Source organism: Pseudomonas campi (genome assembly GCF_013200955.2).
Classification (GTDB): Bacteria; Pseudomonadota; Gammaproteobacteria; order Pseudomonadales; family Pseudomonadaceae; genus Aquipseudomonas; species Aquipseudomonas campi.
Window position 1 is genome coordinate 4,227,675 of the sequence record NZ_CP053697.2, and the last position, 25,283, is coordinate 4,252,957.

Annotated in this window: 23 protein-coding genes and 1 tRNA gene; 14 read left to right on the forward strand and 10 right to left on the reverse strand. The window is 64.0% G+C overall.

The window, feature by feature from the left end; all coding sequences use genetic code 11:
- Positions 1-34 precede the first annotated feature (34 nt).
- Both HNE05_RS19460 and HNE05_RS19465 read right to left on the reverse strand, forming a co-directional pair.
- Positions 35-616 carry an RBBP9/YdeN family alpha/beta hydrolase gene (locus HNE05_RS19460; protein ID WP_173210452.1) on the reverse strand — a complete coding sequence of 194 codons (582 nt, stop codon included), beginning with the start codon at positions 614-616 and terminating at the stop codon, positions 35-37.
- Positions 617-839: 223 nt separating this feature from the next.
- Positions 840-1,808 carry a GGDEF domain-containing protein gene (locus tag HNE05_RS19465; RefSeq protein WP_173210454.1) on the reverse strand — a complete coding sequence of 323 codons (969 nt, stop codon included), beginning with the start codon at positions 1,806-1,808 and terminating at the stop codon, positions 840-842.
- 289 nt (positions 1,809-2,097) lie between these two features.
- Here HNE05_RS19465 and oscA point away from each other — a divergent pair, with 289 nt between their 5' ends.
- The 6 genes from oscA to HNE05_RS19495 all read left to right on the forward strand — a co-directional run bounded on the left by oscA (position 2,098) and on the right by HNE05_RS19495 (position 7,343).
- Positions 2,098-2,280: a sulfur starvation response protein OscA gene (gene oscA / locus HNE05_RS19470; RefSeq protein ID WP_173210456.1), complete on the forward strand. Its 183-nt coding sequence runs from the start codon at positions 2,098-2,100 to the stop codon at positions 2,278-2,280.
- Positions 2,281-2,373: 93 nt separating this feature from the next.
- Positions 2,374-3,372, forward strand: coding sequence for a sulfate ABC transporter substrate-binding protein (locus HNE05_RS19475; RefSeq protein WP_173210458.1), 999 nt, complete (start codon positions 2,374-2,376; stop codon positions 3,370-3,372).
- A 139-nt stretch (positions 3,373-3,511) separates the two neighbouring features.
- Positions 3,512-4,330 (forward strand): sulfate ABC transporter permease subunit CysT, encoded by an 819-nt coding sequence (cysT, locus tag HNE05_RS19480; RefSeq protein ID WP_173210460.1) that lies wholly within the window; start codon positions 3,512-3,514, stop codon positions 4,328-4,330.
- A 9-nt stretch (positions 4,331-4,339) separates the two neighbouring features.
- Positions 4,340-5,212 (forward strand): sulfate ABC transporter permease subunit CysW, encoded by an 873-nt coding sequence (cysW, locus tag HNE05_RS19485; protein WP_173210461.1) that lies wholly within the window; start codon positions 4,340-4,342, stop codon positions 5,210-5,212.
- A gap of 3 nt (positions 5,213-5,215) precedes the next feature.
- Positions 5,216-6,205 (forward strand): sulfate/molybdate ABC transporter ATP-binding protein, encoded by a 990-nt coding sequence (locus HNE05_RS19490; protein ID WP_173210464.1) that lies wholly within the window; start codon positions 5,216-5,218, stop codon positions 6,203-6,205.
- 460 nt (positions 6,206-6,665) lie between these two features.
- Positions 6,666-7,343: a hypothetical protein gene (locus tag HNE05_RS19495; RefSeq protein WP_240008783.1), complete on the forward strand. Its 678-nt coding sequence runs from the start codon at positions 6,666-6,668 to the stop codon at positions 7,341-7,343.
- A 456-nt stretch (positions 7,344-7,799) separates the two neighbouring features.
- On the opposite strand, the gene HNE05_RS19500 is transcribed toward HNE05_RS19495, so the two are convergent.
- On the reverse strand, positions 7,800-8,324 hold the full coding sequence (locus tag HNE05_RS19500) for an Mpo1 family 2-hydroxy fatty acid dioxygenase (protein WP_173210468.1): 525 nt from the start codon (positions 8,322-8,324) through the stop codon (positions 7,800-7,802).
- Between the two features lie 94 nt (positions 8,325-8,418).
- Here HNE05_RS19500 and HNE05_RS19505 point away from each other — a divergent pair, with 94 nt between their 5' ends.
- Together HNE05_RS19505 and HNE05_RS19510 are read left to right on the forward strand one after the other, a co-directional pair.
- Entirely contained in the window at positions 8,419-9,108 is a 690-nt protein-coding gene (locus tag HNE05_RS19505; protein ID WP_173210470.1) for a Crp/Fnr family transcriptional regulator, read from the forward strand.
- 247 nt (positions 9,109-9,355) lie between these two features.
- Complete coding sequence (locus tag HNE05_RS19510; RefSeq protein ID WP_173210473.1) at positions 9,356-12,247, forward strand: EAL domain-containing protein; 2,892 nt, start codon at positions 9,356-9,358, stop codon at positions 12,245-12,247.
- Here the strand turns inward: HNE05_RS19510 and HNE05_RS19515 are convergent.
- Both HNE05_RS19515 and HNE05_RS19520 read right to left on the reverse strand, forming a co-directional pair.
- Positions 12,234-13,451 (reverse strand): HDOD domain-containing protein, encoded by a 1,218-nt coding sequence (locus HNE05_RS19515; RefSeq protein ID WP_173210475.1) that lies wholly within the window; start codon positions 13,449-13,451, stop codon positions 12,234-12,236. The genes HNE05_RS19510 and HNE05_RS19515 overlap by 14 nt on opposite strands.
- A gap of 195 nt (positions 13,452-13,646) precedes the next feature.
- Positions 13,647-14,204, reverse strand: a complete 558-nt coding sequence (locus HNE05_RS19520) for a TetR/AcrR family transcriptional regulator (RefSeq protein ID WP_173210477.1) — start codon at positions 14,202-14,204, stop codon at positions 13,647-13,649.
- A 90-nt stretch (positions 14,205-14,294) separates the two neighbouring features.
- Between HNE05_RS19520 and HNE05_RS19525 the strand changes: the two genes are divergently transcribed.
- A complete protein-coding gene (locus HNE05_RS19525; RefSeq protein ID WP_173210479.1) occupies positions 14,295-15,035 on the forward strand; it encodes an SDR family oxidoreductase in 741 nt (246 codons plus the stop codon).
- Positions 15,036-15,223: 188 nt separating this feature from the next.
- Positions 15,224-15,817, forward strand: coding sequence for a 2-hydroxychromene-2-carboxylate isomerase (locus HNE05_RS19530; RefSeq protein ID WP_173210481.1), 594 nt, complete (start codon positions 15,224-15,226; stop codon positions 15,815-15,817).
- Positions 15,818-16,204: 387 nt separating this feature from the next.
- Here HNE05_RS19530 and gabT read toward each other — a convergent pair whose 3' ends face one another.
- The 3 genes from gabT to HNE05_RS19545 form a co-directional block, all read right to left on the reverse strand.
- Positions 16,205-17,485, reverse strand: coding sequence for a 4-aminobutyrate--2-oxoglutarate transaminase (gabT, locus tag HNE05_RS19535; protein ID WP_173210482.1), 1,281 nt, complete (start codon positions 17,483-17,485; stop codon positions 16,205-16,207).
- Between the two features lie 202 nt (positions 17,486-17,687).
- Entirely contained in the window at positions 17,688-19,139 is a 1,452-nt protein-coding gene (gabD, locus tag HNE05_RS19540) for an NADP-dependent succinate-semialdehyde dehydrogenase (RefSeq protein WP_173210484.1), read from the reverse strand.
- Positions 19,140-19,471: 332 nt separating this feature from the next.
- A complete protein-coding gene (locus tag HNE05_RS19545; protein ID WP_173210486.1) occupies positions 19,472-20,482 on the reverse strand; it encodes an AraC family transcriptional regulator in 1,011 nt (336 codons plus the stop codon).
- A 184-nt stretch (positions 20,483-20,666) separates the two neighbouring features.
- On the opposite strand from HNE05_RS19545, the gene HNE05_RS19550 reads away from it, so the two are divergent.
- From HNE05_RS19550 to HNE05_RS19565, 4 genes are all read left to right on the forward strand, one after another.
- Positions 20,667-21,737: a fatty acid desaturase gene (locus tag HNE05_RS19550; RefSeq protein ID WP_173210488.1), complete on the forward strand. Its 1,071-nt coding sequence runs from the start codon at positions 20,667-20,669 to the stop codon at positions 21,735-21,737.
- An 82-nt stretch (positions 21,738-21,819) separates the two neighbouring features.
- Positions 21,820-22,545, forward strand: a complete 726-nt coding sequence (locus HNE05_RS19555; RefSeq protein WP_173210491.1) for an NAD(P)H-dependent oxidoreductase — start codon at positions 21,820-21,822, stop codon at positions 22,543-22,545.
- Entirely contained in the window at positions 22,542-22,706 is a 165-nt protein-coding gene (locus HNE05_RS19560) for a rubredoxin (RefSeq protein WP_173210493.1), read from the forward strand. Before HNE05_RS19555 ends, HNE05_RS19560 begins: the two co-directional genes overlap by 4 nt.
- A 64-nt stretch (positions 22,707-22,770) precedes the next feature.
- Positions 22,771-22,847, forward strand: a tRNA-Arg gene (locus HNE05_RS19565).
- A gap of 517 nt (positions 22,848-23,364) precedes the next feature.
- Here the strand turns inward: HNE05_RS19565 and HNE05_RS19570 are convergent.
- The gene (locus tag HNE05_RS19570; RefSeq protein ID WP_173210495.1) at positions 23,365-25,008 is read right to left on the reverse strand and encodes an RNA-binding domain-containing protein; all 1,644 of its coding nucleotides are present in this window, start codon (positions 25,006-25,008) and stop codon (positions 23,365-23,367) included.
- Positions 25,008-25,277 carry a hypothetical protein gene (locus HNE05_RS19575; RefSeq protein ID WP_240008784.1) on the reverse strand — a complete coding sequence of 90 codons (270 nt, stop codon included), beginning with the start codon at positions 25,275-25,277 and terminating at the stop codon, positions 25,008-25,010. The genes HNE05_RS19570 and HNE05_RS19575 overlap by 1 nt, the downstream gene beginning before the upstream one ends.
- Positions 25,278-25,283: the final 6 nt, after the last annotated feature.

Consider the following 25,283-nt stretch of genomic DNA (forward strand, 5'->3'; position numbering starts at 1 on the left):
ATTCGTGACGGGGGCGGACAGCACGTCCAGCGCTTCACGCGCGGCGTCTCGTCTGCTGTTCGATCTGGCTCTGCAGGCGGTACAGGTAGGCGAAGCCCTGCTCCCAGCGCTGATGGCCGGACTTCACGTTGATATGCCCGACACCTGTCAGCACGGCGGCCTGCGCGCCCCAGTCACGGGCCAGTTGCAGGGCGCGGGCGGCGCTCGCCGCGGGATCGTTGTCGGAGCCGACCAGTTGGCTGGGAAACGGCAGCAAGTCCCGCGGGATCGGTGCAAAGCCTTGCAGCGCCGGCGGGCAGCCGGGCCGCTCGACATCCGCCGGAGCCACCAGCAAGGCCCCCCGCACCTGGCGTAGCGAAGCCAGCGGCGCCTGCGCCGCCCAGCGCGCCACGGTGATGCAACCGAGGCTGTGGGCGATGAGGATCACCGGGCTGTTGGCAGCGCTGATGGCGCGTTCCAGGGCGGCGACCCAACTGACCGGATCGGGCTGATCCCAGTCGGCCTGCTCGACCCGCAAGGCATTCGGCAGGCTGCGCAGCCAGTGGCTTTGCCAGTGATTGTCCGGCGAGCCCTGCCAGCCCGGCAGGATCAGATAACGGATGGATTGGCTGCGCATCGCGGGCCTCCTTGAGCGGTCTATGGAGGCCAGTCTAGGAGGGCGAAACAGAGATGTTAAGGAATAAGAAATTATTTGTTTATAACTTAATTTTCATAAAGCCTGACGTGCTGCCCCCTCTCCCCAACCCTCTCCCGTAAACGGGAGAGGGGGCCAAGCGCTCAGCGCCTGCTCTTCATTGAATTGGGGGCGGGATCGCAAGAGCCTAGCCAGGGTCGCTACCTCAACCCAGCACGATGCAATTCTTGCCATTGCGCTTGGCGTGGTACATGGCCTCGTCGGCGCGCACGTAGAGCGCTTCGAGGCTGTCGTCCGGGCCCAGGCTGGTGAGGCCCTGGCTGATGGTCACGCCGAAGGTCTGCGCACCGGCGGTGAAGCTCAGGCGCTGTACTTCACGCTGCAGGCGCTCGGCCATCTGCTTGGCCTGGGGGGCATCGCAACCCGGAAAGATGGCGGCGAACTCTTCGCCACCGATGCGCCCGAACAGGTCATCGCGGCGCAGCACATAGGCGCCGCAGTGGGCGATGCGTTGCAGCACGCGGTCGCCGGTCTGGTGGCCGTGGCTGTCGTTGATCTTCTTGAAGTCGTCGATATCGAACAGCAGGAAGGCCAGCTCGTGACCATTGCCGCGCGCCTGCTCCAGGGCCCGCTCGGCGCTCTCGAAGAAGTAGCGGCGGTTGTGGATGCCGGTCAGCACGTCGGTGGTGGCCAGACGGTGCAGCTCACCCTGCAGTTGCTTCTTCTCGGTGATGTCCTCGGCGATGCCGACGATCAGCGGCTGGCCGTCAGGCGTCTGGCGCGAGCTGACGAAGCACTTGTCGCTGAGCCAGCGGATCTGCCCGTCGCCGCGGATGATGCGGTATTCGCGCTGCTCCACCGCGCCGCTATCGAGCACGGCGGCCAGGCTCTGCGCGGCGTACTCCATGTCGTCCGGGTAGATGCTGTTGAGCCACTCGCCGTAGTCGCTCAAGAGCAAGGCGGCAGAACGGCCGAACATCTGCTCGTAGGCCGGGCTGACATAAACCACCCGTTGCTGCTGCCAGTCAAAGGCCCACAGCACCACGTTGACGCTGCCGAGCAGGCTGCTGACCAGCTGTTCGCGCTCGCGCAAGCGTTCGACCTCGCCACGGCTGTGCAATAGGCCGAGGGTCAAGGTTTCCAGTTCACTGGGTGCCTGGGTGTTGTCGTCCATGATGTCATCTCCTGTCTTGCTGCCCACAGACTATTCCCCACGCTAGAGCCTGGCGATGGGTAGCGACGCACGATGTGACGAGCGGCAGAAAATCTATCAGCGCAGTCAGGAAAAGCGAACTGCTGGTCCTCCAGGTGCTCTGCTCGGGCGAAGAACGGCCCATCTCTTAGACGTTAAAAGAATATATAAATCGTTAAATATTATTTTTAAGAATATAAAACCACCCCCTACTATCCGCTCCACGCCCACCACCCATCCCGGTACGGGCACCTTTGCATAGGAGCGAATCATGAGCGCCACTCTCAGAAGCGTCGAAGGCCAGGACGAAGCCAGCATCCTGCGCGAGATCCAGGCAGCCCTGCAGGGCCTGCGCTTTGGTGCGGTGGAAATCACCGTACACAACGCCCAGGTCGTACAGATCGAGCGCAAGGAAAAATTCCGTCTGCAGGCCTCGACCAGCAAACAACCCTGAACACCTAACCCGACTGGACAACCAGAGGGTGCGCCAAACCTGAAACCCATAACGCCAACAAGCCAACACCGCAGAATTCTCAGGAGCACCACCATGTCCATTCGCCGTTTCGCCCTGGCCGCCCTGGCCTCCGCGCTGATCACCGGCCCGGCCGCAGCCGCTACGGAAATCCTCAACGTATCCTACGACCCGACCCGTGAGCTGTATCAGGAGTTCAACGCCGCCTTCAACAAGCACTGGACCGCCCAGGGCAAGGAAGCGGTGACCGTGCAGCAATCCCACGGTGGCTCGGGTAAGCAGGCCCGCGCAGTGATCGACGGCCTGCGTGCCGATGTAGTGACCCTGGCCCTGGCCGGCGATATCGACGAATTGAACAAGCTCGGCAAACTGATCCCGGCGGACTGGCAGAGCCGCCTGCCGCAGTCCAGCACCCCCTACACCTCGACCATCGTGTTCCTGGTGCGCAAGGGCAACCCGGAAGGCATCAAGGACTGGGATGACCTGGTCAAGCCGGGCGTGGAAGTGATCACCCCCAATCCGAAAACCTCCGGCGGCGCGCGCTGGAACTTCCTTGCCGCCTGGGCCTTCGCCCAGCAGAAGTACGGCAGCGAAGCCAAGGCTCAGGAATTCGTCGAGAAGCTGTACAAGAACGTCCCGGTGCTGGACACCGGCGCCCGCGGTTCGACCATCACCTTCGTCAACAACCAGATCGGCGACGTGCTGCTGGCCTGGGAAAACGAGGCCTTCCTGGCCCTCAAGGAACAGGGCGGCGACCAGTTCGAGATCGTCGCGCCCTCGCTGTCCATCCTCGCCGAACCGCCGGTGGCCGTGGTCGACAAGAACGTCGACAAGAAAGGCACCCGTGAAGTGGCAACCGCCTACCTCAACTACCTGTACAGCGAAGAAGGCCAGCGCATCGCCGCGAAGAACTTCTACCGCCCGCGTAACGAAGCGGTCGCCGCCGAGTACGCCAAGCAGTTCCCGCAACTGAAGCTGGTGACCATCGACCAGGACTTCAACGGTTGGAAAACCGCACAGCCGAAGTTCTTCAACGACGGCGGCATTTTCGACCAGATCTATCAGGCGCAGTAGGTCGTCGTCCGTAGGGTGGATCGCGCTCCACCGATCCGCCATCGACCTCCGCGAGGCCCACTGGTGGAAGTGAAAAGCGACTTCCACCCTACACGCGGCACGTCATTCCTTCGTCGCAAAACTAGCCAAGGCCAAAATCATGTCCCGCCGCATTTCCCCCGTCATACCCGGCTTCGGGCTGACGCTGGGCTACACCCTGGTGTACCTCAGCCTGTTGGTGCTGATTCCCCTGGGTGCCATGTTTGTCCACGCCGCCCAGCTCAGCTGGGGCGAGTTCTGGGCCATCATCTCCGCACCGCGGGTGCTGGCCGCACTGAAACTCAGCTTCGCCACCGCCTTCGCCGCTGCCGTAATCAACGGCATCATCGGCACGCTGCTGGCCTGGGCCCTGGTGCGCTACACCTTCCCCGGGCGCAAGGTCATCGACGCGATGATCGACCTGCCGTTCGCCCTGCCCACTGCCGTAGCCGGCATCGCCCTCACCGCGCTGTATGCCCCGGCCGGCCCGGTCGGGCAGATCGCCACCTGGCTCGGCTTCAAGATCGCCTACACGCCGCTGGGCATCACCCTGGCGCTGACCTTCGTGACCCTGCCCTTCGTCGTGCGCACCTTGCAGCCAGTACTGGCGGACATCCCCCGTGAGGTGGAAGAAGCCGCCGCCTGCCTGGGCGCCAAGCCCTTCCAGGTGTTCCGCCATATCCTCGTGCCGGCGCTGCTGCCGGCCTGGCTGACCGGCTTCGCCCTGGCCTTCGCCCGCGGCGTCGGCGAGTACGGCTCGGTCATTTTTATAGCCGGCAATATGCCGATGAAGACCGAGATCCTGCCGCTGCTGATCATGGTCAAGCTCGACCAGTACGACTACACCGGCGCCACAGCCATCGGCGTGCTGATGCTGGTGGTCTCCTTCATCCTGCTGCTGCTGATCAACCTGCTGCAGCGCCGTATCGAAAAGCCCTGAGGAGCCGCCATGACATCTATTACCCTCGGCGCTGCCGCCAGCGCCAATGCCGCCCGCCGCGGCAGCCATGCCGGCCGTATCGCCCTGATCCTCGGCGCCTGGCTGGCCTTCGTGGTGTTTCTCCTGCTGCCGCTGCTGGTGGTGTTGAGTGAGGCGCTCAAGCTCGGCCTGGGCACCTTCTTCACCGCGCTGATCGAGCCGGATGCGCTGTCCGCGCTGAAGCTGACCCTGCTCGCCGTGGGCATCGCGGTGCCGCTCAACCTGGTGTTCGGCGTGGCCGCCGCCTGGTGCGTGAGCAAGTACGAGTTCCGCGGCAAGAGCATCCTGGTGACGCTGATCGACCTGCCGTTCTCCGTCTCGCCGGTGATCGCCGGCCTGATCTACGTACTGCTGTTCGGCGCCCAGGGCTTCTTCGGCGAATGGCTGCAGGAGCGCGACATCCAGATCATCTTCGCCCTGCCCGGCATCGTCCTGGCCACCGTGTTCGTCACCGTACCCTTCGTCGCCCGCGAGCTGATCCCGCTGATGCAGGAACAGGGCACCCAGGAAGAGGAAGCCGCGCGCCTGCTCGGCGCCAACGGCTGGCAGATGTTCTGGCACGTGACCCTGCCCAACATCAAATGGGGCCTGATCTACGGCGTGGTGCTGTGCGCCGCGCGGGCGATGGGCGAGTTTGGCGCGGTGTCGGTGGTGTCCGGGCATATCCGTGGCTACACCAACACCCTGCCGCTGCATGTCGAGATTCTCTACAACGAATACAACCACGTCGCCGCGTTCAGCGTGGCCAGTCTGCTGCTGGCCCTGGCCCTGATCATCCTGCTGCTCAAGCAGTGGAGCGAAGCGCGTCTGTCCCGCCTCAAATCGAATGCCGACGAGGAATAGCTCATGTCGATTGAAATCCGTAACGTCAGCAAGAACTTCGGCGCCTTCCGCGCGCTCAACGACATCAACCTGGATATCCACAGCGGCGAGCTGGTGGCCCTGCTCGGCCCGTCCGGCTGCGGCAAGACCAGCCTGCTGCGTATCATCGCCGGCCTTGAAACCCCGGATAACGGCAGCATCCAGTTCCATGGCGAAGACGTATCGCGCCACGACGTGCGTGACCGCAACGTCGGCTTCGTGTTCCAGCACTACGCCCTGTTCCGCCACATGACCGTGTTCGACAACGTCGCCTTCGGCCTGCGCATGAAGCCCAAGGGCGAGAAGCCGAGTGAACCGGAGATCGCCGAGCGCGTGCACGAGCTGCTCGGCATGGTCCAGCTCGACTGGCTGGCCGACCGCTATCCGGAACAGCTGTCCGGCGGCCAGCGCCAACGTATCGCCCTGGCCCGCGCCCTGGCGGTAAAACCCAAGGTGCTGCTGCTCGACGAACCCTTCGGCGCCCTCGACGCCAAGGTGCGCAAGGAGCTGCGCCGCTGGCTCGCACGCCTGCACGAGGAAGTGCATCTGACCTCGGTGTTCGTCACCCACGACCAGGAAGAAGCCATGGAAGTGGCCGACCGCATCGTGGTGATGAACAAAGGCGTGATCGAGCAGATCGGCACGCCGGGCGAGGTCTACGAGAAGCCGGCCAGCGACTTCGTCTACCACTTCCTCGGCGACTCCAACCGCCTGCACCTGGGCGACGACCAGCACCTGCTATTCCGCCCACACGAAATCTCGCTGTCGCGCCTGGCGCTTGCCGAGCATCAGAGCGGCGAAGTGCGCGATATCCGTCCGCTCGGCGCGATCACCCGGGTGACCCTCAAGGTCAACGGCCAGGACGAGCTGATCGAAGCGGAAGTGGTCAAGGATCACGACAGCCTGCACGGCCTGATCCGCGGTGAAACCCTCTACTTCAGGCCCAAGGTCTGGCAGGCACAAACATCCCTCTAAGAACCTGTTTAGGATTTTTTGAGCTAGAGCCAGGCAAGGCGCAACGACCAGCGGGAGTAACAGCCGCAGGCTGGCCCGAAGGGTAAGCGCCAGCGAATCAATTGGGCGAGGGCGCGGAGTTTACGAGCTGTAAATGAGCAGCCCGAGCCCGATTTCAACGCAGCATGGCCGACGATCAAGAGATCCGAAGCAGGTTCTGAGCCCGGTAGCACATACAGAGCCGCAACGGCTCTGCGGCGCCAGAATTGCGACGCAAATCACTCTTTTGGCTCATCCTTTGCTATGACAAGCACAGTAGGCTGTTGCCACTGCGCGGCAGCTGCTCTTTGCCAACGCTCCCGCGGTTCACAAGAATAATAAGGAGTACCACGGCATGATCCGTAACCCTTTGATTACTAGATTCTTTCTTCTATGCATGGGGCTTTTGACGCTGCTCTCTGCACAAGCCTCTTCGGCTCAGATGACCGCAGCCGAACAGGTTCAGGTTTTTGCCAGCCGCGCCACCGGCAGCCTGCTGCTGCTGCGCGGCGAGGGCTTTCAGGAGGCCCATCAGGCACGCCTGGAGAAGGATATCGCCGACCTGGAAAGCGCATCGCAGAGCGCCATGAGCGCCAGCTCGGAAATTCCCGGATTGACAACCAAACTTGTTACCCAGTTACGCCTAGGTGTTTCCTTTGGCCCCAACGAAGACAACGTGCCATGGCGTTATCCGGAAGAACTGGCCCAGGCCCTGCGTGACCTGCTCACCGTGGCCCGCGCAGTACCCGACGCCACGTCGGAAGGCGAACTGCCAGGCAAGGTCGAATACCTCGCCGTGCAGTACCTGAGCCGCTCCTACATCGGCACCTTCGAGATTGCCCGCGAGCAGCCGGACAACTACATCGGCCAGGACGAGCGCGTGCTGGTACCGGACATCGACGCAGAAATGAAGAAGCTCGACGACAAGAGCAACCCGGCCCTGGCCAAGCTCAAGACCCGCTGGAACTTCCTGCGTGCCGCCCTGCTCGACATGAACAGCCAGAGCAACGCCCTGGCCAGCGCCTCCGGTCGCGCCTTCGCGCCGACCACCGTGGATCGCCATGCACGCTCGCTGAGCAGCCAGTGGATGGCCATCAACTCGGTCGAGCAAGCGCCCTGACAGCAGGCGCAACGGAGCCCCTGCCAGCTGGGCCCACGCGCTAACGCTGCTCACTTACAAGACGCCGCCTTCCTCTTGGAACGCGGCGTTTTTTTTGCGGCAACTGCAGTGGCCCAGGCGCGGGAGAGGGGAGTACAGCGCTTAAGCCGTAGCCCGGATGCAATCCGGGAAACAGGCAGCTCCGCTCCCGGATTGCATCCGGGCTACAGCGCTGGAACGCAGCGCCTTGCCTGGCGGCAACTGCAACGGTCCTGCCCCGGAAGAAGGGCGCAATGGCCTGCCCAACCCTCTCCCCCGGCCCCTCTCCCGTGAACGGGAGAGGGGAGTAAAGCAATCCGCACCCGAGCACCTGCAGATGCCCTGGCGCGCTTGTCAAAACATCGACAGGACTACGCCGCCCATAAAAAACGCCCGGCTGGTTCAGAACCAGGCGGGCGTTTGCATAAGGGGCGCGGCTCAGGCCAGGGCTTTGCCCGGACGGATACAGGTCGGCCCGGCGCGCTGCTCCACTGCCTGGCGCACTTCATCACGCAGGCCACAGAGGAAGGCCAGTTCGGCCACCACGAACAGCGGGCCGACCACCAGGCCCATCAGGTCGTCGACGAAGGCCGGCTTGCGCCCCTCGTAGTAGTGGCCGATGAACTGGATGATCCAGCCGACCACGAACAGGCCCAGGCCAGCACTCAACCAGACCAGGGTGGTCTGCTGCGCCAGCTCCGCGCCGGCCCACAGGCACAGCGCCAGCAAGACGGCCATCAGCAGGCCGAAACGCAGGTCCAGACGCAGGTAGAAAATGCCGGCGGCCAGCGCCGTGAGCAGCGCCGGCGACAACCACAGGCCGGCAAGTTCGAAACCGGGGCGCGACAACAGCACGGCGACGGCCACCACAATCAATGGAATACCGATGAAGTGGCTGAAGATGTTGCGCCGGTCGCGGTGGTATTCCGCGTACTGACCAAGGTGATCGACAAGGGACTTCATCGGCTATCTCCGCAATAATTCAGGCAGGTTGATCGATAATGGCCCTGTAGTGCTGATGGCCTCTGTCAGCTAGCCGACAAACCCAGGAGACGCGATGTCCAGCCCCGACACCCTGCACCAGCAACTGCTCGCCGGGCACTGGTTCAGTCACCTGCCCGCCGCCCTGCAGCAAGCCCTGCTCGACCAGGCCAACGAGCGCCAGCTGAGTGGCGGGCAGCGCCTGTTCCGCCGCGGCGATCCGCCCTGCGGCCTGTATGCCGTGCTCGACGGGGCAATCCGCGTGGGCGCGGTCAATCGCGACGGCAAGGAGGCCCTGCTGACCCTGGTCGAGCCGCCCTACTGGTTTGGCGAGATTTCCCTGTTCGATGGCCAGCCACGCACCCACGACGCCTATGCCGAAGGCCCGACCCGTCTGCTGCAGGTGCCGCAAGGCGCACTGCTGACGTTGCTCGAACAGCAGCCGCACTACTGGCGCGAATTCGCCCTGCTGATGAGCCAGAAGCTGCGCCTGGCGTTTATCGCCCTGGAGGAGATGAGCCTGCTGCCAGCGGCACCGCGCCTCGCCCGGCGCCTGCTGCTGATCACCGAAGGCTACGGCGAGACCGGTCCGAGGCGGGTGATCCACCTGGCCCAGGAACAGCTGGCCCTGATGCTGGCGCTGTCGCGGCAAACCACCAACCAGATCCTCAAGGAACTGGAAGCCCGCGGCGCCCTACGCCTGAACTACGGCGAGATCGAAATCCTCGACCTGGAGTGCCTGCGTCAGGTTGCGCAAATCGACTAGCAGGCAGTTGAAAAACTACCTGCGTTGCCATCGCTGCGTTAAAAACAGGCTCAAAATGCTCATTTACAGCTCGTAAACTGCGCTTTTTCGCCTGTTTTTGCCTTGCGCTGGCTGCCTCGCCAACGTTTTTCAACAGCCTGCTAGTGGCGCAAGGCCAATACCGGCAGCCTCGGCTAAGCTTGCCTAGGGTCGCCACTCGGGCCCGCATCATCGTCCCCACCCATTCTCCTGCGCCCAGGTGCCATGCATGCCATTTGCTTTTCGCTGGCTGAAACCTGTGTTGAGCCTGCTGCTGCTCACCTGCCTGATGGCCACTGCGCACGCCGAATTACCGCTCAATCAGCTGTGGTCGAAGCCGGACGATAGCGCCCTGCACGTGCGTCTGCTGGAAGAACCCCAGGGCCAGTGGGATGTACGCGAAGCCCGCGTACGCCTGCTCAGCGACGGCAGCACCTTAACCACTACCCCGTCCCTGGGCTGGAGCGCCAGCACCTGGTGGCTGGGCATGCGCCTGAGCGGTGTGCCCGGCCAGCGCCACTACCTGTGGCTGGACCACACCTACCTGGACGACGTGCAGCTGTGGGTCTTCAGCAACGACCAGCTGCAGCTGTACCGGCAGACCGGCGATACCCTGCCCTTCGCCCATCGCGATGAACCGCTGCGCGCCTTCCTGCTGCCGCTGCCGACCCACGGCACCGGCGAGATGGAAGTGATACTGCGGGTGCGCAGCAGCTCGTCGATCAGCCTGCCGCTGAAGCTGATACCGGCCGAGCAGAAGAGCCAGTTGCTGGCCAGCAGCTGGCTGGGCAACGGCCTGATCGTCGGCGCACTGCTGGTCATGGCGCTGTTCCACCTGCTCAAGTTCGTCTCCGTGCGCGAGCGCAGCCTGGGTTACTACTGCGCCAGCATTCTCAGCGTGGCCTGGTACAACGCGGCGATCAACGACCTCACCAGCCTGCTGCTGTGGCCACACTGGCCGGCCATGGCGCTGTTCGAGCTCAATATCAGCGGCGCCCTCACCCTGATTTTCAGCACCCTGTTCATCAGCACCTCGCTGAAACTCGACCAGCGTCCCGTACGCTGGCTGCGCAATGCCCTGCTGCTGATCCTGGTCGGTGCACAGCTGTGGGTGCAGCTGAGCCCGGGGCAGCACCTGCCAGCAGCCGTATTCAATCAGCTGATGCTCGCCACCGGCCTGTTCCAGCTGGCCCTGACCCTCTTCGCCCTGCACCTGCGCCGCCCCTATGCCGGCTGGTTCACCCTGTTCTGGGGGGCCGCCATCCTGCTCATGCTGCTGCTCTCGCTGAGCCGCAGCGCCGTGATCCCGCGCACCGCCTTGGTCGACACCCTGCATGCCTGGCTGCCGGTGATCAGCGTGTTCCTCTTCGGCGTGCTCAACGGCCGCCAGCTCGACCATGTGCGCAAGGCCCTGCTGGCTTCGCAGGGGCAGGCCATCGTCAACCTGGAGCAATACCGCGCGCTGTTCCGCAATGCCGCCGAAGGCATCTTCCGCTGCAACTTGCAGGGGGTGCTGCTGGAGAGCAACCCGAGCTTCCTGCGCCTGCTCAATCTGGACAACGGGCCGAGTACGCAGCTGCAAGGCCAACCCATGTACAACCTGATTGCCAGCAACGACTGGCAGCGCCTGCGCGCCCAACTCAGCCCCGAGCAACCCACCGCCAGTGGCGAAGTGCAGCTGCTGGCCTGTGGCGGCCAGGTGCGCTGGGTGCATCTGTCGCTGCACGAACAGCGTGAGCAGCATTGCATCGAAGGCATAGTCGTCGACCTCAGCGAGCGCCGCGCCCTGGAACAACGCCTGGCCAACCTGGCGGCACACGACTCGCTGACCGGGCTGATCAACCGCCGCGAGCTGGAGCGCCTGCTGCAAGAGAGCCTGCAGCAGCATGGCCGGCACTTCAGCCACCTGCTGTTTCTCGACCTCGACCAGTTCAAGCAGGTCAACGACCTTTGCGGCCACTCCGCCGGCGACCAATTACTGCGCCAACTGTCCAGCTACCTGCTCGGCCGCCTGCCCAGCACCAGCGAGCTGGCGCGTATCGGCGGCGACGAGTTCGCCGTGCTGCTGAGCGGCACGGATACCCAGCAGGCCCTGGTGCAGGCCGAGCAGCTGCGCGAAGCCGTGGCCCAGTTCGTGTTCAGCTACGACGGCCGGCCGTTCTCCCTGCACGCCAGCATCGGCGTGCTGGAACTGGACTCCGGCGTGGATGACTGGGAAATGGCGCTGAACTGGGCTGACAACGCCAGCCACATGGCCAAGGGCCAGGGACGCAACCGCGTGCACCTGTTCAACCCGGCGGACGGCGCACTGCTCGAACACCAGCGCCAACTGCAATGGATCAACCGCCTGCGCGAGGCCATCGAGCAGGAGCATTTCGAGCTGTTCTACCAACCGGTGCAAGCGCTGCAGCACAGTGAAAGCGGCTGGCATTACGAGGTACTGCTGCGCTACCGCGACCCGCAGTCGGGCGAGTGGATCGCGCCCGGGCAGTTCTTCGCCGCCGCCGAGCGTTATGGCTTCCTTGCCGAAATCGATCGCTGGGTGCTGCGCCGCTACTGCCAGTGGCTGGGCCAGAACCCGCAGCATGCGGCGCACCTGCAGCAGGTCAATCTCAACCTCAGCGCGCCCTCGCTACTCGACCCCGAGTTCCACCACCTGCTCGACGAACTGCTGGATACCCACCGCCTGCCCGCCGGCAAGCTGTGCCTGGAGATTACCGAGATGGTCGCCCTGGCCGAGCTGGGCACCTCGGCCAGCTGGATCGAGCGGCTGCGCAGCCGGGGCATCAAGGTGGCGCTGGATGACTTCGGCAGCGGCTTCGCCTCCTACGCCTACCTGCGCCACCTGCCGCTGGACCTGCTGAAGATCGACGGCACCTTCATCCTCGGCATCGAGCGCGACCCGATCAACCGCGCCATGGTCAGCTCCATGGTGCAGATCGCCCGGCAACTGGGTTTGCAGACGGTGGCCGAGTTCGTCGAGAACAGCGCGGGCCTGGAATGCCTGCGCGAGCTGGGGATCGACTTCGCCCAGGGCTATTTCATCGACCAGCCCAAGCCGCTGGTGGAATTGGCCGACCAGGCTGTCGAGCGTTCGACGGCTCCCGTCAGTCGCGCCTGAACAGACTCGGCGGAACCTGTCCGAGCACTGCCGCCGACAGCCGCAACATGCTCGCCGCCCGGCACTCCACCAACTGCTCCGGGCCCTGATTGGCCGGCAATGCGAGGAACTCGGCACTCAGGTTGAGCACCAGCGCCTCACGGGAGAACACCCCGCTACCCAGGGCATAGAAGGCCGCGATCAGTTCGCGCAGGCCGAACGGCAGGCGCCAGCGGATACGCAGGGCCGAACCGAAACCGGCGGCACGCTGGCGCAGGGCCGCCTCGATCTGCTGATTGCCCAGCTCGCCGCCGGCATCCAGCCAATCCTGCAGGCTGCGCAGCAGGGCCAGCTCGCCAATGTTGTGCAGCAGGCCGGCGGTGTAGCACAGCTCGTTATCCAGCCCCAGGCGCCCGGCCAGCCAGTAGGCCAGCTCCGCGCTCTGCTGAGCCTGGCGCCCCGCCAGCAGGGCCAGCTCGCTCAGGCGGGCATCCTGCAGCAAGGCATTGCGCTGCACGGCCAGGCCCAGCACCAGGTTCAGGCTGCGCGCCACGCCCAGGCGCTGCAAGGCCTGGGACAGGGTCTGACAGGCCACGCCACGGTGTTCGGCGCCACTGTTGGCGGCGGCGATCAGGCGCGCGGTGATCTGCGGATCACGCACAAACTCCTGCTCCAGCTCACCGAGGCTCAGTTCCGCAGCCTGCAGGCTGCGCGCCACCGCGTCACGCAGGTCACCCAGCAGCGGCGCGCCCTGGCCTTCCTCGCGCACGCTATCGAGGTATTCGTTGAGATCGCTGACCAGCAGTGGCTGGCGCGGCTGGGCGACGGCCACACCATGCGTCTGCAGCAGGCCTTGCAGGCGCTGGCGCAGGCTTTCCGCGTTAAACGGCTTGGCCAGGTAGGCGGTCGGGGCCAGCGGCAGGGCGGCCCGCACGCTGCGCGCATCGGTATGGCGGCTGATCAGGATGAATGGCAGGGCCGGGGTGCGTGGGTGGCGGCGCACCTGGCGCAGCAACTCGACGCCGTCGAGCGCGGCCAGCTCACCATCGGCAATCACCAGGTCCGGCAGCCTGCGCCGGCAACGGGCCAGAGCCGCGTGGCCATCGGCGACCTTGGTCACCACGGCGTCGCTGCGTACGTCGAGCACCAGCTGGGCAAGTAGATCGGCTGTCCAGGGGTTCGCTTCGGCAATCAGAATCTCCGGAGCAGCAACCGGGGCAGTCATGGAAACCTCAAAAGTGATGGCAAAATAGTGGCGTCAAACAGAAGGCGCGCAAGTCTACGGATTAAGTGCGGCGGCGCCAGGGCAATCCGACGAAATACCGGACAATTTGTCGGGTTAAGCGTTACATCGCCATCGTTGCCAGACAAGGCTCTATTGCAAGACTTGCAGAGGCGAATTGCCGCAGGTGACGCAGGCTTATGGCTGCACGATCCTCGCCAGCAGCGCCTTGCTGGCCGCCAGGACTTCTTCCTGGCGCTGTTCCGTGGCCAGCATGCGCGCCACCACCAGCGCGCCAACACACTGGGCGAGGATCGCCCAGGCCAGCTCGCCACTGCCCAGCACCTCGGCCCAGGCCTGCTGCAGGCGCACCAGCCAGTGCTCGGCCTGCTCGCGCACGCTGATATCGGCGCGGGCGATCTCGGCACCCAGGGTGGGGATGGCGCAGCCGCTGTCCGGATGCTGCACATGGGCCATGCTCAGGTAACGCTCCAGGCAGCGCTGCAGCTTGGCGCGGCTGGCTTCCGCGCTGTCACCGAGCAGCGCCACGCTGTGGCTCAGCTCGCGCTCGACGATGGCGCTGAACAGGTCGTTCTTCGATGGAAAGTGGCTGTAGAACGCCCCTCCCGTCAGGCCGATGGCCTTCATCAGGCTGTCCACGCCGGCCGCGGAAAAACCGCCCTGCTTGGCGATGGCGCCGCTGCTCTGCAACAGCTTCTCGCGGGTCTGGGCCTTGTGCTCGGGCGAATAGCGCATGGGAGTCTCCGCTGCTAAACCTGCTTGACGATGCGGCGAGCGTAGCATAACGTCCGTTTAGCTAACGATCGTTTAGTAAAGGTGAAGTCCATGAACACGCAAAACAACGACAACAAAGTGGTACTGGTGATCGGTGCCGGCGACGCCACCGGCGGGGCCATCGCCAAGCGTTTCGCCCGCGAAGGCTATATCGCCTGTGTGACCCGGCGCAGCGCCGACAAGCTGCAGCCGCTGGTCGATGAAATCCGCGCTGCCGGCGGCCAGGCCCATGGCTTTGCCTCGGATGCGCGCAAGGAGGACGAGGTTGCCGCGCTGGTCGAGCAGATCGAAAGCAGCATCGGCCCGATCGAGGCCTTCGTCTTCAACATCGGCGCCAACGTGCCGTGCAGCATCCTCGAGGAGACCGCGCGCAAGTACTTCAAGATCTGGGAGATGGCCTGCTTCTCCGCCTTCCTCACCGCCCAGGCGGTGGCGCGGCGCATGGTCACCCGCGGGCGTGGCACCATCCTGTTCACCGGCGCCACCGCCGGCCTGCGCGGTGCCTCGCACTTCGCCGCCTTCGCCGGCGCCAAGCACGGCGTACGCGCCCTGGCACAGAGCATGGCGCGTGAGCTGGGACCAATGAATATCCACGTCGGCCACGTGGTGGTGGATGGTGCCATCGACACCGCGTTTATCCGTGACAGCTTCCCCGAGATGTACGCGCGCAAGGAGCAGGACGGTATCCTCAATCCCGAGCATATCGCCGACAACTACTGGTTCCTGCACGCCCAGCCGCGCGATGCCTGGACCTTCGAACTGGATCTGCGCCCCTGGATCGAAAAGTGGTGACGTGCATCGACCCGCTGCGCCCATTGCGCGGCAGCGTCCATGCCTGAGTCCGTAGGAGCGAGCTCTGCTCGCGAAGCGGCCAAGCGAAAAGCTTCGCGAGCAGAGCTCGCTCCTACATTAGCGCTCACCCCCGCGCTCGGTGCGGTGGCGATACCCCGACAAGAACAATCAGCAAGCGAGAAAGCCTTATGAGCAAATCCGTCGAGTTCTACTTCGACTTCGGCAGCCCCACCACCTACCTGGCCTGGACCCAGCTGCCGGCGCTCTGTGCCGCGGCGGATGCCGAGCTGGTGTACAAACCCATGCTGCTCGGTGGCGTGTTCCAGGCGACGAAAAACGCCTCGCCGATCACCATCCCCAGCAAGGGCCGCTTCATGCTGCAGGACCTGCAGCGCTTCGCCCGGCGCTACCAGGTGCCGATGCAGTTCAACCCGCACTTCCCGATCAACACCCTGGGCCTGATGCGTGGCGCGGTGGCGGTGCAACTGCACATGCCGGAGCGTTTCGACGCCTATGTGACGACGATCTTCCGGGCGATCTGGGTCGACGCCTTGAACCTCGGCGACCTAGCGGTGCTTGGCAAGGTGCTGAGCGAAGCGGGTTTCGATGCGCAAGCGCTGCTGGCGCTGACGGCCGAACAGGAGGTCAAGGACCAACTCAAGGCCACCACCGAGGAAGCAGTCAAGCGCGGCGTGTTCGGCGCGCCAAGCATGTTCGTCGGCAACGAGCTGTTCTTCGGTCAGGATCGCCTGGATTTCGTCGTGGAAGCCCTGCAGGCCTGACAGCGCGCCTGGGTAGCCCGGATGCAATCCGGGGACGGAGCGGCCTGCTTCCCGGATTGCATCCGGGCTACGAGGTAATGCTCTTCACTTAAGGAAAATGCAGCGGACATGCAACGGGATAATGACTATCTGGCAACACGGACAGTCCCCTCTCCCACTTGTGGGAGAGGGTTAGGGAGAGGGGCGGCGTGGCCTGCTCAACCCTCTCCCCCGGCCCCTCTCCCGTGAACGGGAGAGGGGAGCAAAGCGTTTAAGTGAACGGTATTATGCATTCGCCAGGCAAAAAAAGACCCGCTTGCGCGGGCCTTGAAGAAACGCCTGGCCTGGTGAGCTTCAGGCGGATTCTGTGAGGCCTCCAACGGGGAGGAGGAAGCCTCGGCAGAGCAGTTACGCCAGCTCGTCGAAGCACTCGGCGACGATGGCCAGGCCTTTTTCCAGCTGGGCGTCCGGGATGGTGACCGGCATGAGGAAACGCACCACGTTGTAGTAGGTGCCGCACGACAGCAGGATCAGGCCCTTGTCACGCGCCTTGGCAACGATCTTGCCGGTCAGCTCGGCGGCCGGCTTGTTGGCGTCGCCGCCTTCGAAAAGCTCGATGGCGATCATCGAACCCAGGCCGCGCACGTCACCGATGACCTTGTGCTTGGCCGCGATCTCACGCAGGCCAGCCTTGAGCTTTTCGCCCACGGCTTGGCTGCGCTCCAGCAGCTTCTCTTCGTCGAACACTTTCAGCACGGCCAGGGCCGCGGCGCAGGCGATCGGGCTACCGGCATAGGTGCCGCCCAGGCCGCCCGGGGCGATGGCGTCCATGATCTCGGCCTTGCCGCACACGCCGGAGATCGGGAAACCGCCGCCGACCGATTTGGCGAAGGTGGTCAGGTCCGGCACCACACCCAGTTGTTCGCTGGCGAAGAAGGTGCCGGTACGCCCGGCACCGGTCTGTACTTCGTCGGCGATCAGCAGAATGCCGTGCTGGTCGCACAGGGCACGCAGGCGCTTCATAAAGGCCGGCGAGTTGACGTAGAAACCACCTTCGCCCTGCACCGGCTCGATGATGATGGCGGCGATGTCCTGCGGCTGCGCGTCGTTCTTGAAGATGCGTTCGATGCTGGCGATCGACTCGTCTTCGCTGACGCCGTGGATTTCGCACGGGGCGACGGCGCGGTACACGCCAGCGGGCATCAGGCCCATGCCGGCGGAGTAGGGAACCACTTTACCGGTCAGGCTCAGGGTCATCATGGTGCGGCCGTGGTAGGCGCCGGTGAAGGCGATCACGCCGACGCGGCCGGTGGCGGCACGGGCGATCTTCACCGCGTTCTCGACGGCTTCGGAGCCGGAGGTGACCAGCAGGGTCTTCTTGGCGAAGTTGCCCGGCACGCGCTTGGCGATCTCTTCACAGAGTTCGATGTAGGGCTCGTAGGCCAGCACCTGGAAGCAGGTGTGCGACAGCTTGGTCAGCTGCTCCTGCACGGCTGCCACCACTTTCGGGTGCAGGTGGCCGGTGTTGAGCACGGCGATACCGCCGGCGAAGTCGATGTACTCGCGGCCTTCGACGTCCCACACGGTGGCGTTCTCGGCGCGCTCGGCGACGATCGGGTGGATTTGACCTACACCGCGCGGAACAGCGGCAGCACGGCGTTGCAGAATGGATTCGTTGGTCTTGCTCATGGTTTCCTCATCGGCCGCTTGTGTTGGCGCGGCTTGGTCCAAGGATGATGACGATGGGGCGGGGCTTGGCAGCTAGCGATGATCGAACTGCCAGGCTCCTGCCGACTCGTCTGCAGGGTTCGCCGGTGCCACCACCGGAAACGCCGACGCCGGGTGACCACGGCTCCTGCCTGTCACCCGACACCCACGGAAATCAGTTAACTCAGATGCCACCCAAGCAGAGATATTTCAGCTCGAGATAGTCTTCGATGCCGTACTTGGAGCCTTCACGACCCAGGCCGGAGGCTTTCACGCCGCCGAACGGCGCCACTTCGGTGGAGATCACCCCGGTGTTGATGCCGACCATGCCGTACTCCAGCTTTTCCGCCACGCGGAACACGCGACCCAGGTCGCGGGCATAGAAGTAGGAAGCCAGGCCGAACTCGGTATCGTTGGACATGGCGATCACTTCGGCCTCGTCCTTGAAGCGGAACAGCGGCGCCAGCGGGCCGAAGGTTTCTTCCTTGGCCACGGCAGCGTTGTTCGGCACGTCGATCAGGATAGTCGGTTCGAAGAAGCTGCCACCCAGGCTGTGCGGCTTGCCGCCGGCAACCAGCTTGGCGCCTTTGCTGATGGCGTCCTCGATGTGCTCCTGGACCTTGGCCACGGCCTTGTTGTCGATCAGCGGGCCAGTGGTGGTGCCATCTTCCAGACCGTTGCCGATCTTCAGCTTGGCCACGGCCACTTTCAGCTTGTCGACGAAGGCGTCGTACACGCCATCCTGGATGTACAGGCGGTTGGCGCAGACGCAGGTCTGGCCGTTGTTGCGGTACTTGGAGATCAGCGCGCCTTCCACGGCGGCATCCAGGTCGGCGTCGTCGAAGACGATGAACGGCGCGTTGCCGCCCAGCTCCAGGGACACTTTCTTGATGTCCTGGGCGCACTCGGCCATCAGCTGGCGACCGATTTCGGTGGAGCCGGTGAAGGTCAGCTTGCGCACGATCGGGTTGCTGGTCAGCTCGGAGCCGATGTCGCCGGCGCTGCCGGTGACCACGCTGAACACGCCAGCCGGAATCCCGGCCTTCTCGGCCAGTGCGGCCAGGGCCAGGGCGGAGTACGGGGTCTGCGAAGCAGGCTTGAGCACCATGGTGCAACCGGCGGCCAAGGCCGGGCCGGCTTTACGGGTGATCATCGCCGAAGGGAAGTTCCACGGGGTGATGGCTGCGGTCACACCGATCGGCTGCTTGAGCACGATGATGCGCTTGTCCGGCTGGTGGCCGGGAATGGTGTCGCCATAGATGCGCTTGGCTTCTTCGGCGAACCACTCGAGGAAGGAGGCGGCGTAGGCGATTTCGCCCTTGGCTTCGCTCAGCGGCTTGCCCTGTTCGATGGTCATCAGGCGGCCGAGGTCGTCCTGGTTTTCCATCATCAGTTCGAACCAGCGACGCAGGCGGTTGGCGCGATCCTTGGCGGTCAGCGCGCTCCAGGCCGGCAAGGCGCGCTCGGCGGCTTCGATGGCGCGACGGGTTTCCGCGCGGCCCATTTTCGGCACGCTGCCGATGATCTCGCCGGTGGCCGGGTTGTTCACCGCGATGGTCTGGCCGCTGTCGGCGTCCAGCCACTGACCGTCAATGTAGGCTTGCTGGCGGAACAGCTGGGCGTCTTTCAGTTGCATATTGTTCTCCTGGTGCGCGGCGCCGCCGGGGCAGGCAGTCAAGCAAAAAGCGGGCAGCCGAATGCGGCTACTCAGCGTTTGAAATGTCAAACGAATCCTAGGGCCAGCTTCGGCAAAGGGCAATAGGGATGTTCGATAAAAACCACAAAATAGCAAAAAAGTATGAACAGCCGAGGTCAGCCACCGATTTCCCTGTTGCCCCTCCGCCAGCCAGCCCGGCCATGAGTGGCGCGGCTGCCGGGGCAGGCACAGGCGCGCCGCACGGGCGTTCAATATTCAGAACGAACGTGCAACAAGAGCCTGTAGTGCTGTTCGCCCTGCGCTACAGGCTTTCAGCGGCCGTGCAGGCTGTCGCGGTACTGGCTGGGGCTCTGCCCGCTCCAGCGCTTGAAGGCGCGGCTGAAACTGCTGCTGTCGGCGAAACCGAGCAGGTAGGCGACTTCGCTGATCGAGCAATCGGCTGCGCCCAGGTGTTGCACGGCCAGGGCATGGCGGGTCTCGGCGAGCACCTGCTCGTAGCTGCTGCCTTCCTCGCTGAGATGGCGCTGCAGGCTGCGCAGGCTCAGGTGCAGACCATGGGCCAGCACCTCGGCGGAGGGCTCGCCATTCGGCAGGCATTGTTCCAGGGCGCGGCGCAGGCGGCGGCCGACGGTATCCGGCTGCAGGGCGTCGAGGCGTTTGCGCAGCACCGCCTCGTTGTGCGCGGCCAGCTCCGGGTTGCCGTCATCCAGCGGGCGGTCGAGGTCGACGCGGGCGAAGCACAGCACGTCCTCGGCCGCGGCGAAATGCACCGGCGCGCGGAACGCTTCCAGCCAGGGCTGCGGATCGGCCGGCGGCGGTCGGCGCAGGTGCACGGCCAACGGCGCGTAGCTGCGCCCCAGGCGATTGCGGCAGGTGCGCACGTAGATCGCGGCGAAAGCATCGATGGCCTCGGCGGCCGGTGCCGAGCCGCCCGGCGGCAGGCGGAAATGCAGCTCGCAGCTGTCGCCGACATCGCGTAGCTCCAGCTCCAGGGCATCGCTGACCACCTGGTGGTAGCGCACGATGCGCTCGAAGATCTCGCGCAGGCTGCCACTGGCCATCACCGCCATGCCAAGGGCGTGGAAGGTGGTCGGCGCCACGTGCCGCGAGGTGTTCAGGCCCAGCGCCGGGTCGCCACTGGCGGCCACGGCCAGTTGCCACAAACGGGTGGTGGCCGACAGCGGGTAGCGGGCGTTGGCGTCGTCCAGCAGCAGCGGGTCGAGGCCGGCCTCGCGACACAGGGCGGCGCTGTCCAGGCCGAGGCCGTCGAGTTGGCGACGCAGGGCGCGGGTCCAGCTGGCCAGGGTGGAGGCTTCAGTCATGCAGGTTGGCATTCTCGGTCAACAGGTTGGCGTTATGGGTCAGGCGAGAGTGGCGGCAGGCGCGCACAGTAGCCTGGACGATTTCCCACAGACGTTTTTCCACAGATGTCTTCCCACAACAGTCCGCATGCCGACCCGCTGCCCCGCATGGCAACGCTCGGCGAACAGAGAAGAGGATGCGTGCATGACCCCGACTCCTGCAAGCCATGGCCTGCACAATGACCAGCAGCGCTCCGCGCATATCCGCAGCCAGGTACTGGCCCGCGGCGCAGCATTGCGCCAGCGCTACCCCATCCTGCAACACCAGGACGCCCTCGGCGCCGGCATCCTGGCCTTTGCCCTGGCCGGCATGCTCGGCAGTGCCTGGCTCTACCTGGACGGCGCCATTGCCTGGTGGGCGTGCCTGCTGGCCAACGCCTTCTTCGCCTCGCTGACCCACGAGCTGGAGCACGACCTGATCCACTCCATGTACTTCCGCAAGCAGCGGGTGCCGCACAACCTGATGATGGCGCTGGTGTGGCTGGCGCGGCCGAGCACGATCAACCCGTGGATCCGCCGCCACCTGCACCTCCACCACCACAAGGTGTCCGGCAGCGAGACCGACATCGAGGAGCGCGCCATCACCAACGGCGAGCCCTGGGGCCTGGCCCGCCTGCTGATGGTCGGCGACAACCTGATGTCCTCGCTGATCCGCTTGCTGCGTGCCAAGACCTGGGCGCACCGCAAGATGATCGTCAGCCGCACGCTGATCGGCTACGCGCCGCTGGGCCTGCTCAACTGGGGCACCTGGTATGTGTTCCTCGGCTTCCACCTGCTCGACTTCGCCGCCAGCGCTGCGGGCGCGCCAATCGCCTGGTCGGCCACCACCCTGAGCCTGATGCACGGCGTGAACATCGCCGTGGTCGTACTGGTCGGGCCCAACGTGCTGCGCACCTTCTGCCTGCACTTCATCAGCTCGAACATGCACTACTACGGCGACATCGAGGCGGGCAACGTGATCCAGCAGACCCAGGTGTTGAATGCCTGGTGGCTGTGGCCGCTGCAGGCGTTCTGCTGCAACTTCGGCAGCACCCACGGCATCCACCATTTCGTGGTCAAGGAGCCCTTCTATATCCGCCAGCTCACCGCGCCGCTGGCGCACCGGCTGATGCGCGAAGCCGGCGTGCGCTTCAACGACTTCGGCACCTTCGCCCGCGCCAACCGCTGGCAGGCGCACGAGAAGCCGACCAGCGCCACGACCCAACAGGCCGCCTAAGCCCCGCTTTAGTCCCCTCTCCCATTTATGGGAGAGGGCTAGGGAGAGGGTTGTTCTTCTATCGCCGCTCCCGGAATTGCCCATGAATATCCTGATCGTCCACGCCCACCCCGAACCGCAGTCCTTCTGCAGCGCGATGAAAGACCTCGCCGTCGCCACCCTGCAGCAGGCCGGGCACAGCGTGCAGGTCTCCGACCTCTACGCGATGAACTGGAACCCAGTGGCCAGCGCCGCCGACTTCAGCCAACGCAGCAACCCCGATTACCTGGTCTATGCCCTGGAACAACGCGAGGCGTTGAAGACTGGCAGCCTGGCACCAGACATCGCCGGTGAGCTGGACAAACTGCTCTGGGCCGACCTGCTGATCCTCAACTTCCCGCTGTTCTGGTGCTCGGTGCCAGCCATGCTCAAGGGCTGGATCGACCGCGTGCTGGTCTCCGGCGTGTGCTACGGCGGCCTGCGCTTCTACGACCGCGGCGGCCTGGCCGGCAAGCGTGCGCTGCTCAGCTTCAGCCTCGGCGGCCAGGCGCATATGTTCGCCGACGAAGACGCCGTGCATGGCGACTGGGAACCCATGCTGCGCCCCCTGCAGCGCGGCACTCTGGCCTACACCGGGCTCAGCGTGCTACCGCCGTTCGCCGCCTATCACGTGCCCTACGTCAGCGCAGATACCCGTGGGGAAATCCTCGAACAGTACGCCGACTACCTGAACAGCCTGGATGAGCTGCAGCCGCTGACCTTCCCTGCGCTCAGTCGTTTCGATCGTCACCTGCATCCGCTAAGTAATAAAGAACAGGTGCCGGCATGAAGACCTGGATCTGCATCATCTGCGGCCTGATCTACGATGAAGCCAGCGGCTGGCCCAACGATGGCATCCCCGCTGGCACGCCCTGGGCCGAAGTGCCAGACGACTGGCTCTGCCCCGACTGCGGGGTGAGCAAGGCCGACTTCGTCATGCAGGAACTCTGAACAAAAGGCCCAACGGCCCGCATGGACGCCCGCGCGACGGATGCGTATGATTGCGCCCCGCAACGCACCAGTAGCTCAGCTGGATAGAGTACTGCCCTCCGAAGGCAGGGGTCGTGGGTTCGAATCCCGCCTGGTGCGCCATATACGAAAAAGCCCCTGGTTTACGCCAGGGGCTTTTTTATGTCTGCCGTTTGTATCCAGCCAGCATGGTGCGACAGCTTGGATGAAAATAAATCTGTCCCCTTTTTCATACCACGCCGGCTTCCTTATGCCTGTCCCTTCTTGCCGCCGCCAGGCTGGCTCGGCAGCTGGTGCAAATGTCTAAAAATATCCAGCCTGCAGGATTTAGACATTCGTCTTCGCCGCCTGACTTTCCGCTAACTCATTGATTTGCCGATATTTACGGCCAGGGACAGGGCTGACCGACAATCTGCCGAATGTCTAATGGCTCGGCTAAGTCGTCTAGAGCTCTCTGTTCAGTCAAATGAGCGTTTTTTCCAACACCTTGAATTTACAGGGTTTTAGGGTTTTCCCTGACGGCGCTGGCCGCCTCAGTCAAATGGCCGGCAAATGAGATCGTGCCATGCCCATCGGGCATCCTTTGCTACGCGCAAGGCCATCCCCGCGCAGCTGGCGGATGTCTAAAAATGTCTAAAAATCAGCCTTTAGGCATTTGCCAAAGCTTGCCCTTTGGCTCGATAACACCCTGTTTTTTCAAGGCTTGCAGCAGGTTTTTGATCTTGTGGGCCTTCTGCTGAATGGTTAAAACATCAGGCAGTTTGTCTACGAGCAGTTTGTCGATGTCGGCGCGTTTGGCCGAACCGAATTTCTCGATCAGCTGGCAGATCAAGCGCTTGTAGTGATCATCATCGAAGCCACGGTTGAGGATGTACTGCGCCTTGTCATCGCTGTGCCGCGCCACTTGGGCGGAGATATGGAAATTGGGCTTGCGCCCCTCAATCAGCCCCTGCGCCTTGAGGTGGCGGACCTGCCCCTCGCTCAAGGATTTGTGCTTCTGCACCCGGTCCAGCAGGATGATGTCGTCCAGCGCCAGGTTGGGTAGCTCGGCCAGCTTGCGTGCATAGCTGATGTCCAGCACGCGCCCGGTGATGGTCACCTGCACGCGGTTCTGCTCCAACTGGTATTCCGGCAAGGGGAAGAAGCGGTTCTTCTGGATCAGGAACATCTTGCGGATGCCACTGCCGATGGTGTCGATCATGTTCAGGTTGACCATGGCATCGGTGAGGAAACGGTTGCGATAGCGGCTTTCCGGCGCATCAGCCTGGATCACTTGCTCAACCGAGCCCGGAATGAACGCGCCGGGGTTGCTGAAGCACAACTGTCCGTCCTCGAACTCCACCACCGAGACTTTGCCGCCCAGCTCGTAGTCCTGGTGGGCAATAGCATTGTTCAGTGCTTCGCGGATGATAAAAGGATCGTACTGATCGACCTCCTCAGGGAACAGCGAGCCCTCCGACATATAGCGGTATTTCAGGTTGCGAATCTTGCGGTAGAGCTCATCGGCGCCGACCAGCAGCGGGCAGGAGAAGTGCTGGTAGTCGCGCTCCAGGCCGTCGCGGTCCTTGAGAATCCAGCTCAGGGTAGGCGACGCCGGGTTAAGCCAGTGCGCCGCCTCCGGCTTACCCAGCAGCAGAATGGCGGTACGGGTGATCTGCCCCTGGATGGTTAGCTTGGCCTTGTTGAGAAAGGTCTCATCGCTCCAGATCGGCAACTCGGCCGTCATCCGGGGATGCTTAGTGGCGTATTCGCGGCGAGCCAGGGCGATGGCCTCTGCACTCAGGTCAGCCAGGCTAGCGCCGGGGCAAATGCCCGCACTCCAGTCCTGCAGGCGGTTCTGACTGCGGATACGCTCGATTTCCTCAAGTGATAGCGGCCCGAGGGACTCGCCGTCGCGGCCATAGTAGTGGCCGTCCCACGCCACCGGCAGACCTTGCGGGGCGGCGGGAATCTCGAACAGCAGCACCCGGCCCGCGGGATGTAGAACGGTATGAATGTCGATAAAGGTCAGGCGCTGACTTACCTTATCGGCAACCTCTTTCTTCAGCGACTGCAGATCCTTGAAGGCCTCGCGGAACTGGCTGCCCACCACTCGCTGGTTATCCTTTACACCAAACACCAGCCAGGCACTGTGCACACCCTTCAGGTTGGCCTCGTTGCTTAGCGCCGAGAAATAGCGACCGAGCTTGTCGAAATGGTAGGTGTTCTTGGCTTCCTTGAACTCCACCACCTCGCTCTCGCCACTGCCGGCTAGCAAACGCTGCAGTTGCTGCTGGGCATCCATCAGGCCACCTCCCTATCCTGCGTACCCGGCTCCACCACGCCCGGCACTTTGATCTTGCCGGTGACGGCGCTGATGATGTCACTGAAGCCATCGAGGTATTCCTCGACGTTGCTCAGGAGGATCTGCTGATTGTAGGTGGCGGTCTTCTGCAGCCGGCTCAAGGTCCAGGTGCTGGTGTTGTAGAACACATAGCCCGAGGCGTCGCGCAGGCAGTCGTCGGCACTCGACCAGATGAAAGAAACCTGTTTGTTGTGGACCGCGTGGTTCAACTGCAG

What these genes read in the sequence shown, in the direction of transcription:
- HNE05_RS19460 (WP_173210452.1), bottom strand. Translation starts at nt 616, where the DNA reads ATGCGCAGCCAATCCATCCGTTATCTGATCCTGCCGGGCTGGCAGGGC.
- HNE05_RS19465 (WP_173210454.1), bottom strand. Translation starts at nt 1,808, where the DNA reads ATGGACGACAACACCCAGGCACCCAGTGAACTGGAAACCTTGACCCTC.
- oscA (WP_173210456.1), top strand. Translation starts at nt 2,098, where the DNA reads ATGAGCGCCACTCTCAGAAGCGTCGAAGGCCAGGACGAAGCCAGCATC.
- HNE05_RS19475 (WP_173210458.1), top strand. Translation starts at nt 2,374, where the DNA reads ATGTCCATTCGCCGTTTCGCCCTGGCCGCCCTGGCCTCCGCGCTGATC.
- cysT (WP_173210460.1), top strand. Translation starts at nt 3,512, where the DNA reads ATGTCCCGCCGCATTTCCCCCGTCATACCCGGCTTCGGGCTGACGCTG.
- cysW (WP_173210461.1), top strand. Translation starts at nt 4,340, where the DNA reads ATGACATCTATTACCCTCGGCGCTGCCGCCAGCGCCAATGCCGCCCGC.
- HNE05_RS19490 (WP_173210464.1), top strand. Translation starts at nt 5,216, where the DNA reads ATGTCGATTGAAATCCGTAACGTCAGCAAGAACTTCGGCGCCTTCCGC.
- HNE05_RS19495 (WP_240008783.1), top strand. Translation starts at nt 6,666, where the DNA reads ATGACCGCAGCCGAACAGGTTCAGGTTTTTGCCAGCCGCGCCACCGGC.
- HNE05_RS19500 (WP_173210468.1), bottom strand. Translation starts at nt 8,324, where the DNA reads ATGAAGTCCCTTGTCGATCACCTTGGTCAGTACGCGGAATACCACCGC.
- HNE05_RS19505 (WP_173210470.1), top strand. Translation starts at nt 8,419, where the DNA reads ATGTCCAGCCCCGACACCCTGCACCAGCAACTGCTCGCCGGGCACTGG.
- HNE05_RS19510 (WP_173210473.1), top strand. Translation starts at nt 9,356, where the DNA reads ATGCCATTTGCTTTTCGCTGGCTGAAACCTGTGTTGAGCCTGCTGCTG.
- HNE05_RS19515 (WP_173210475.1), bottom strand. Translation starts at nt 13,451, where the DNA reads ATGACTGCCCCGGTTGCTGCTCCGGAGATTCTGATTGCCGAAGCGAAC.
- HNE05_RS19520 (WP_173210477.1), bottom strand. Translation starts at nt 14,204, where the DNA reads ATGCGCTATTCGCCCGAGCACAAGGCCCAGACCCGCGAGAAGCTGTTG.
- HNE05_RS19525 (WP_173210479.1), top strand. Translation starts at nt 14,295, where the DNA reads ATGAACACGCAAAACAACGACAACAAAGTGGTACTGGTGATCGGTGCC.
- HNE05_RS19530 (WP_173210481.1), top strand. Translation starts at nt 15,224, where the DNA reads ATGAGCAAATCCGTCGAGTTCTACTTCGACTTCGGCAGCCCCACCACC.
- gabT (WP_173210482.1), bottom strand. Translation starts at nt 17,485, where the DNA reads ATGAGCAAGACCAACGAATCCATTCTGCAACGCCGTGCTGCCGCTGTT.
- gabD (WP_173210484.1), bottom strand. Translation starts at nt 19,139, where the DNA reads ATGCAACTGAAAGACGCCCAGCTGTTCCGCCAGCAAGCCTACATTGAC.
- HNE05_RS19545 (WP_173210486.1), bottom strand. Translation starts at nt 20,482, where the DNA reads ATGACTGAAGCCTCCACCCTGGCCAGCTGGACCCGCGCCCTGCGTCGC.
- HNE05_RS19550 (WP_173210488.1), top strand. Translation starts at nt 20,667, where the DNA reads ATGACCCCGACTCCTGCAAGCCATGGCCTGCACAATGACCAGCAGCGC.
- HNE05_RS19555 (WP_173210491.1), top strand. Translation starts at nt 21,820, where the DNA reads ATGAATATCCTGATCGTCCACGCCCACCCCGAACCGCAGTCCTTCTGC.
- HNE05_RS19560 (WP_173210493.1), top strand. Translation starts at nt 22,542, where the DNA reads ATGAAGACCTGGATCTGCATCATCTGCGGCCTGATCTACGATGAAGCC.
- HNE05_RS19570 (WP_173210495.1), bottom strand. Translation starts at nt 25,008, where the DNA reads ATGGATGCCCAGCAGCAACTGCAGCGTTTGCTAGCCGGCAGTGGCGAG.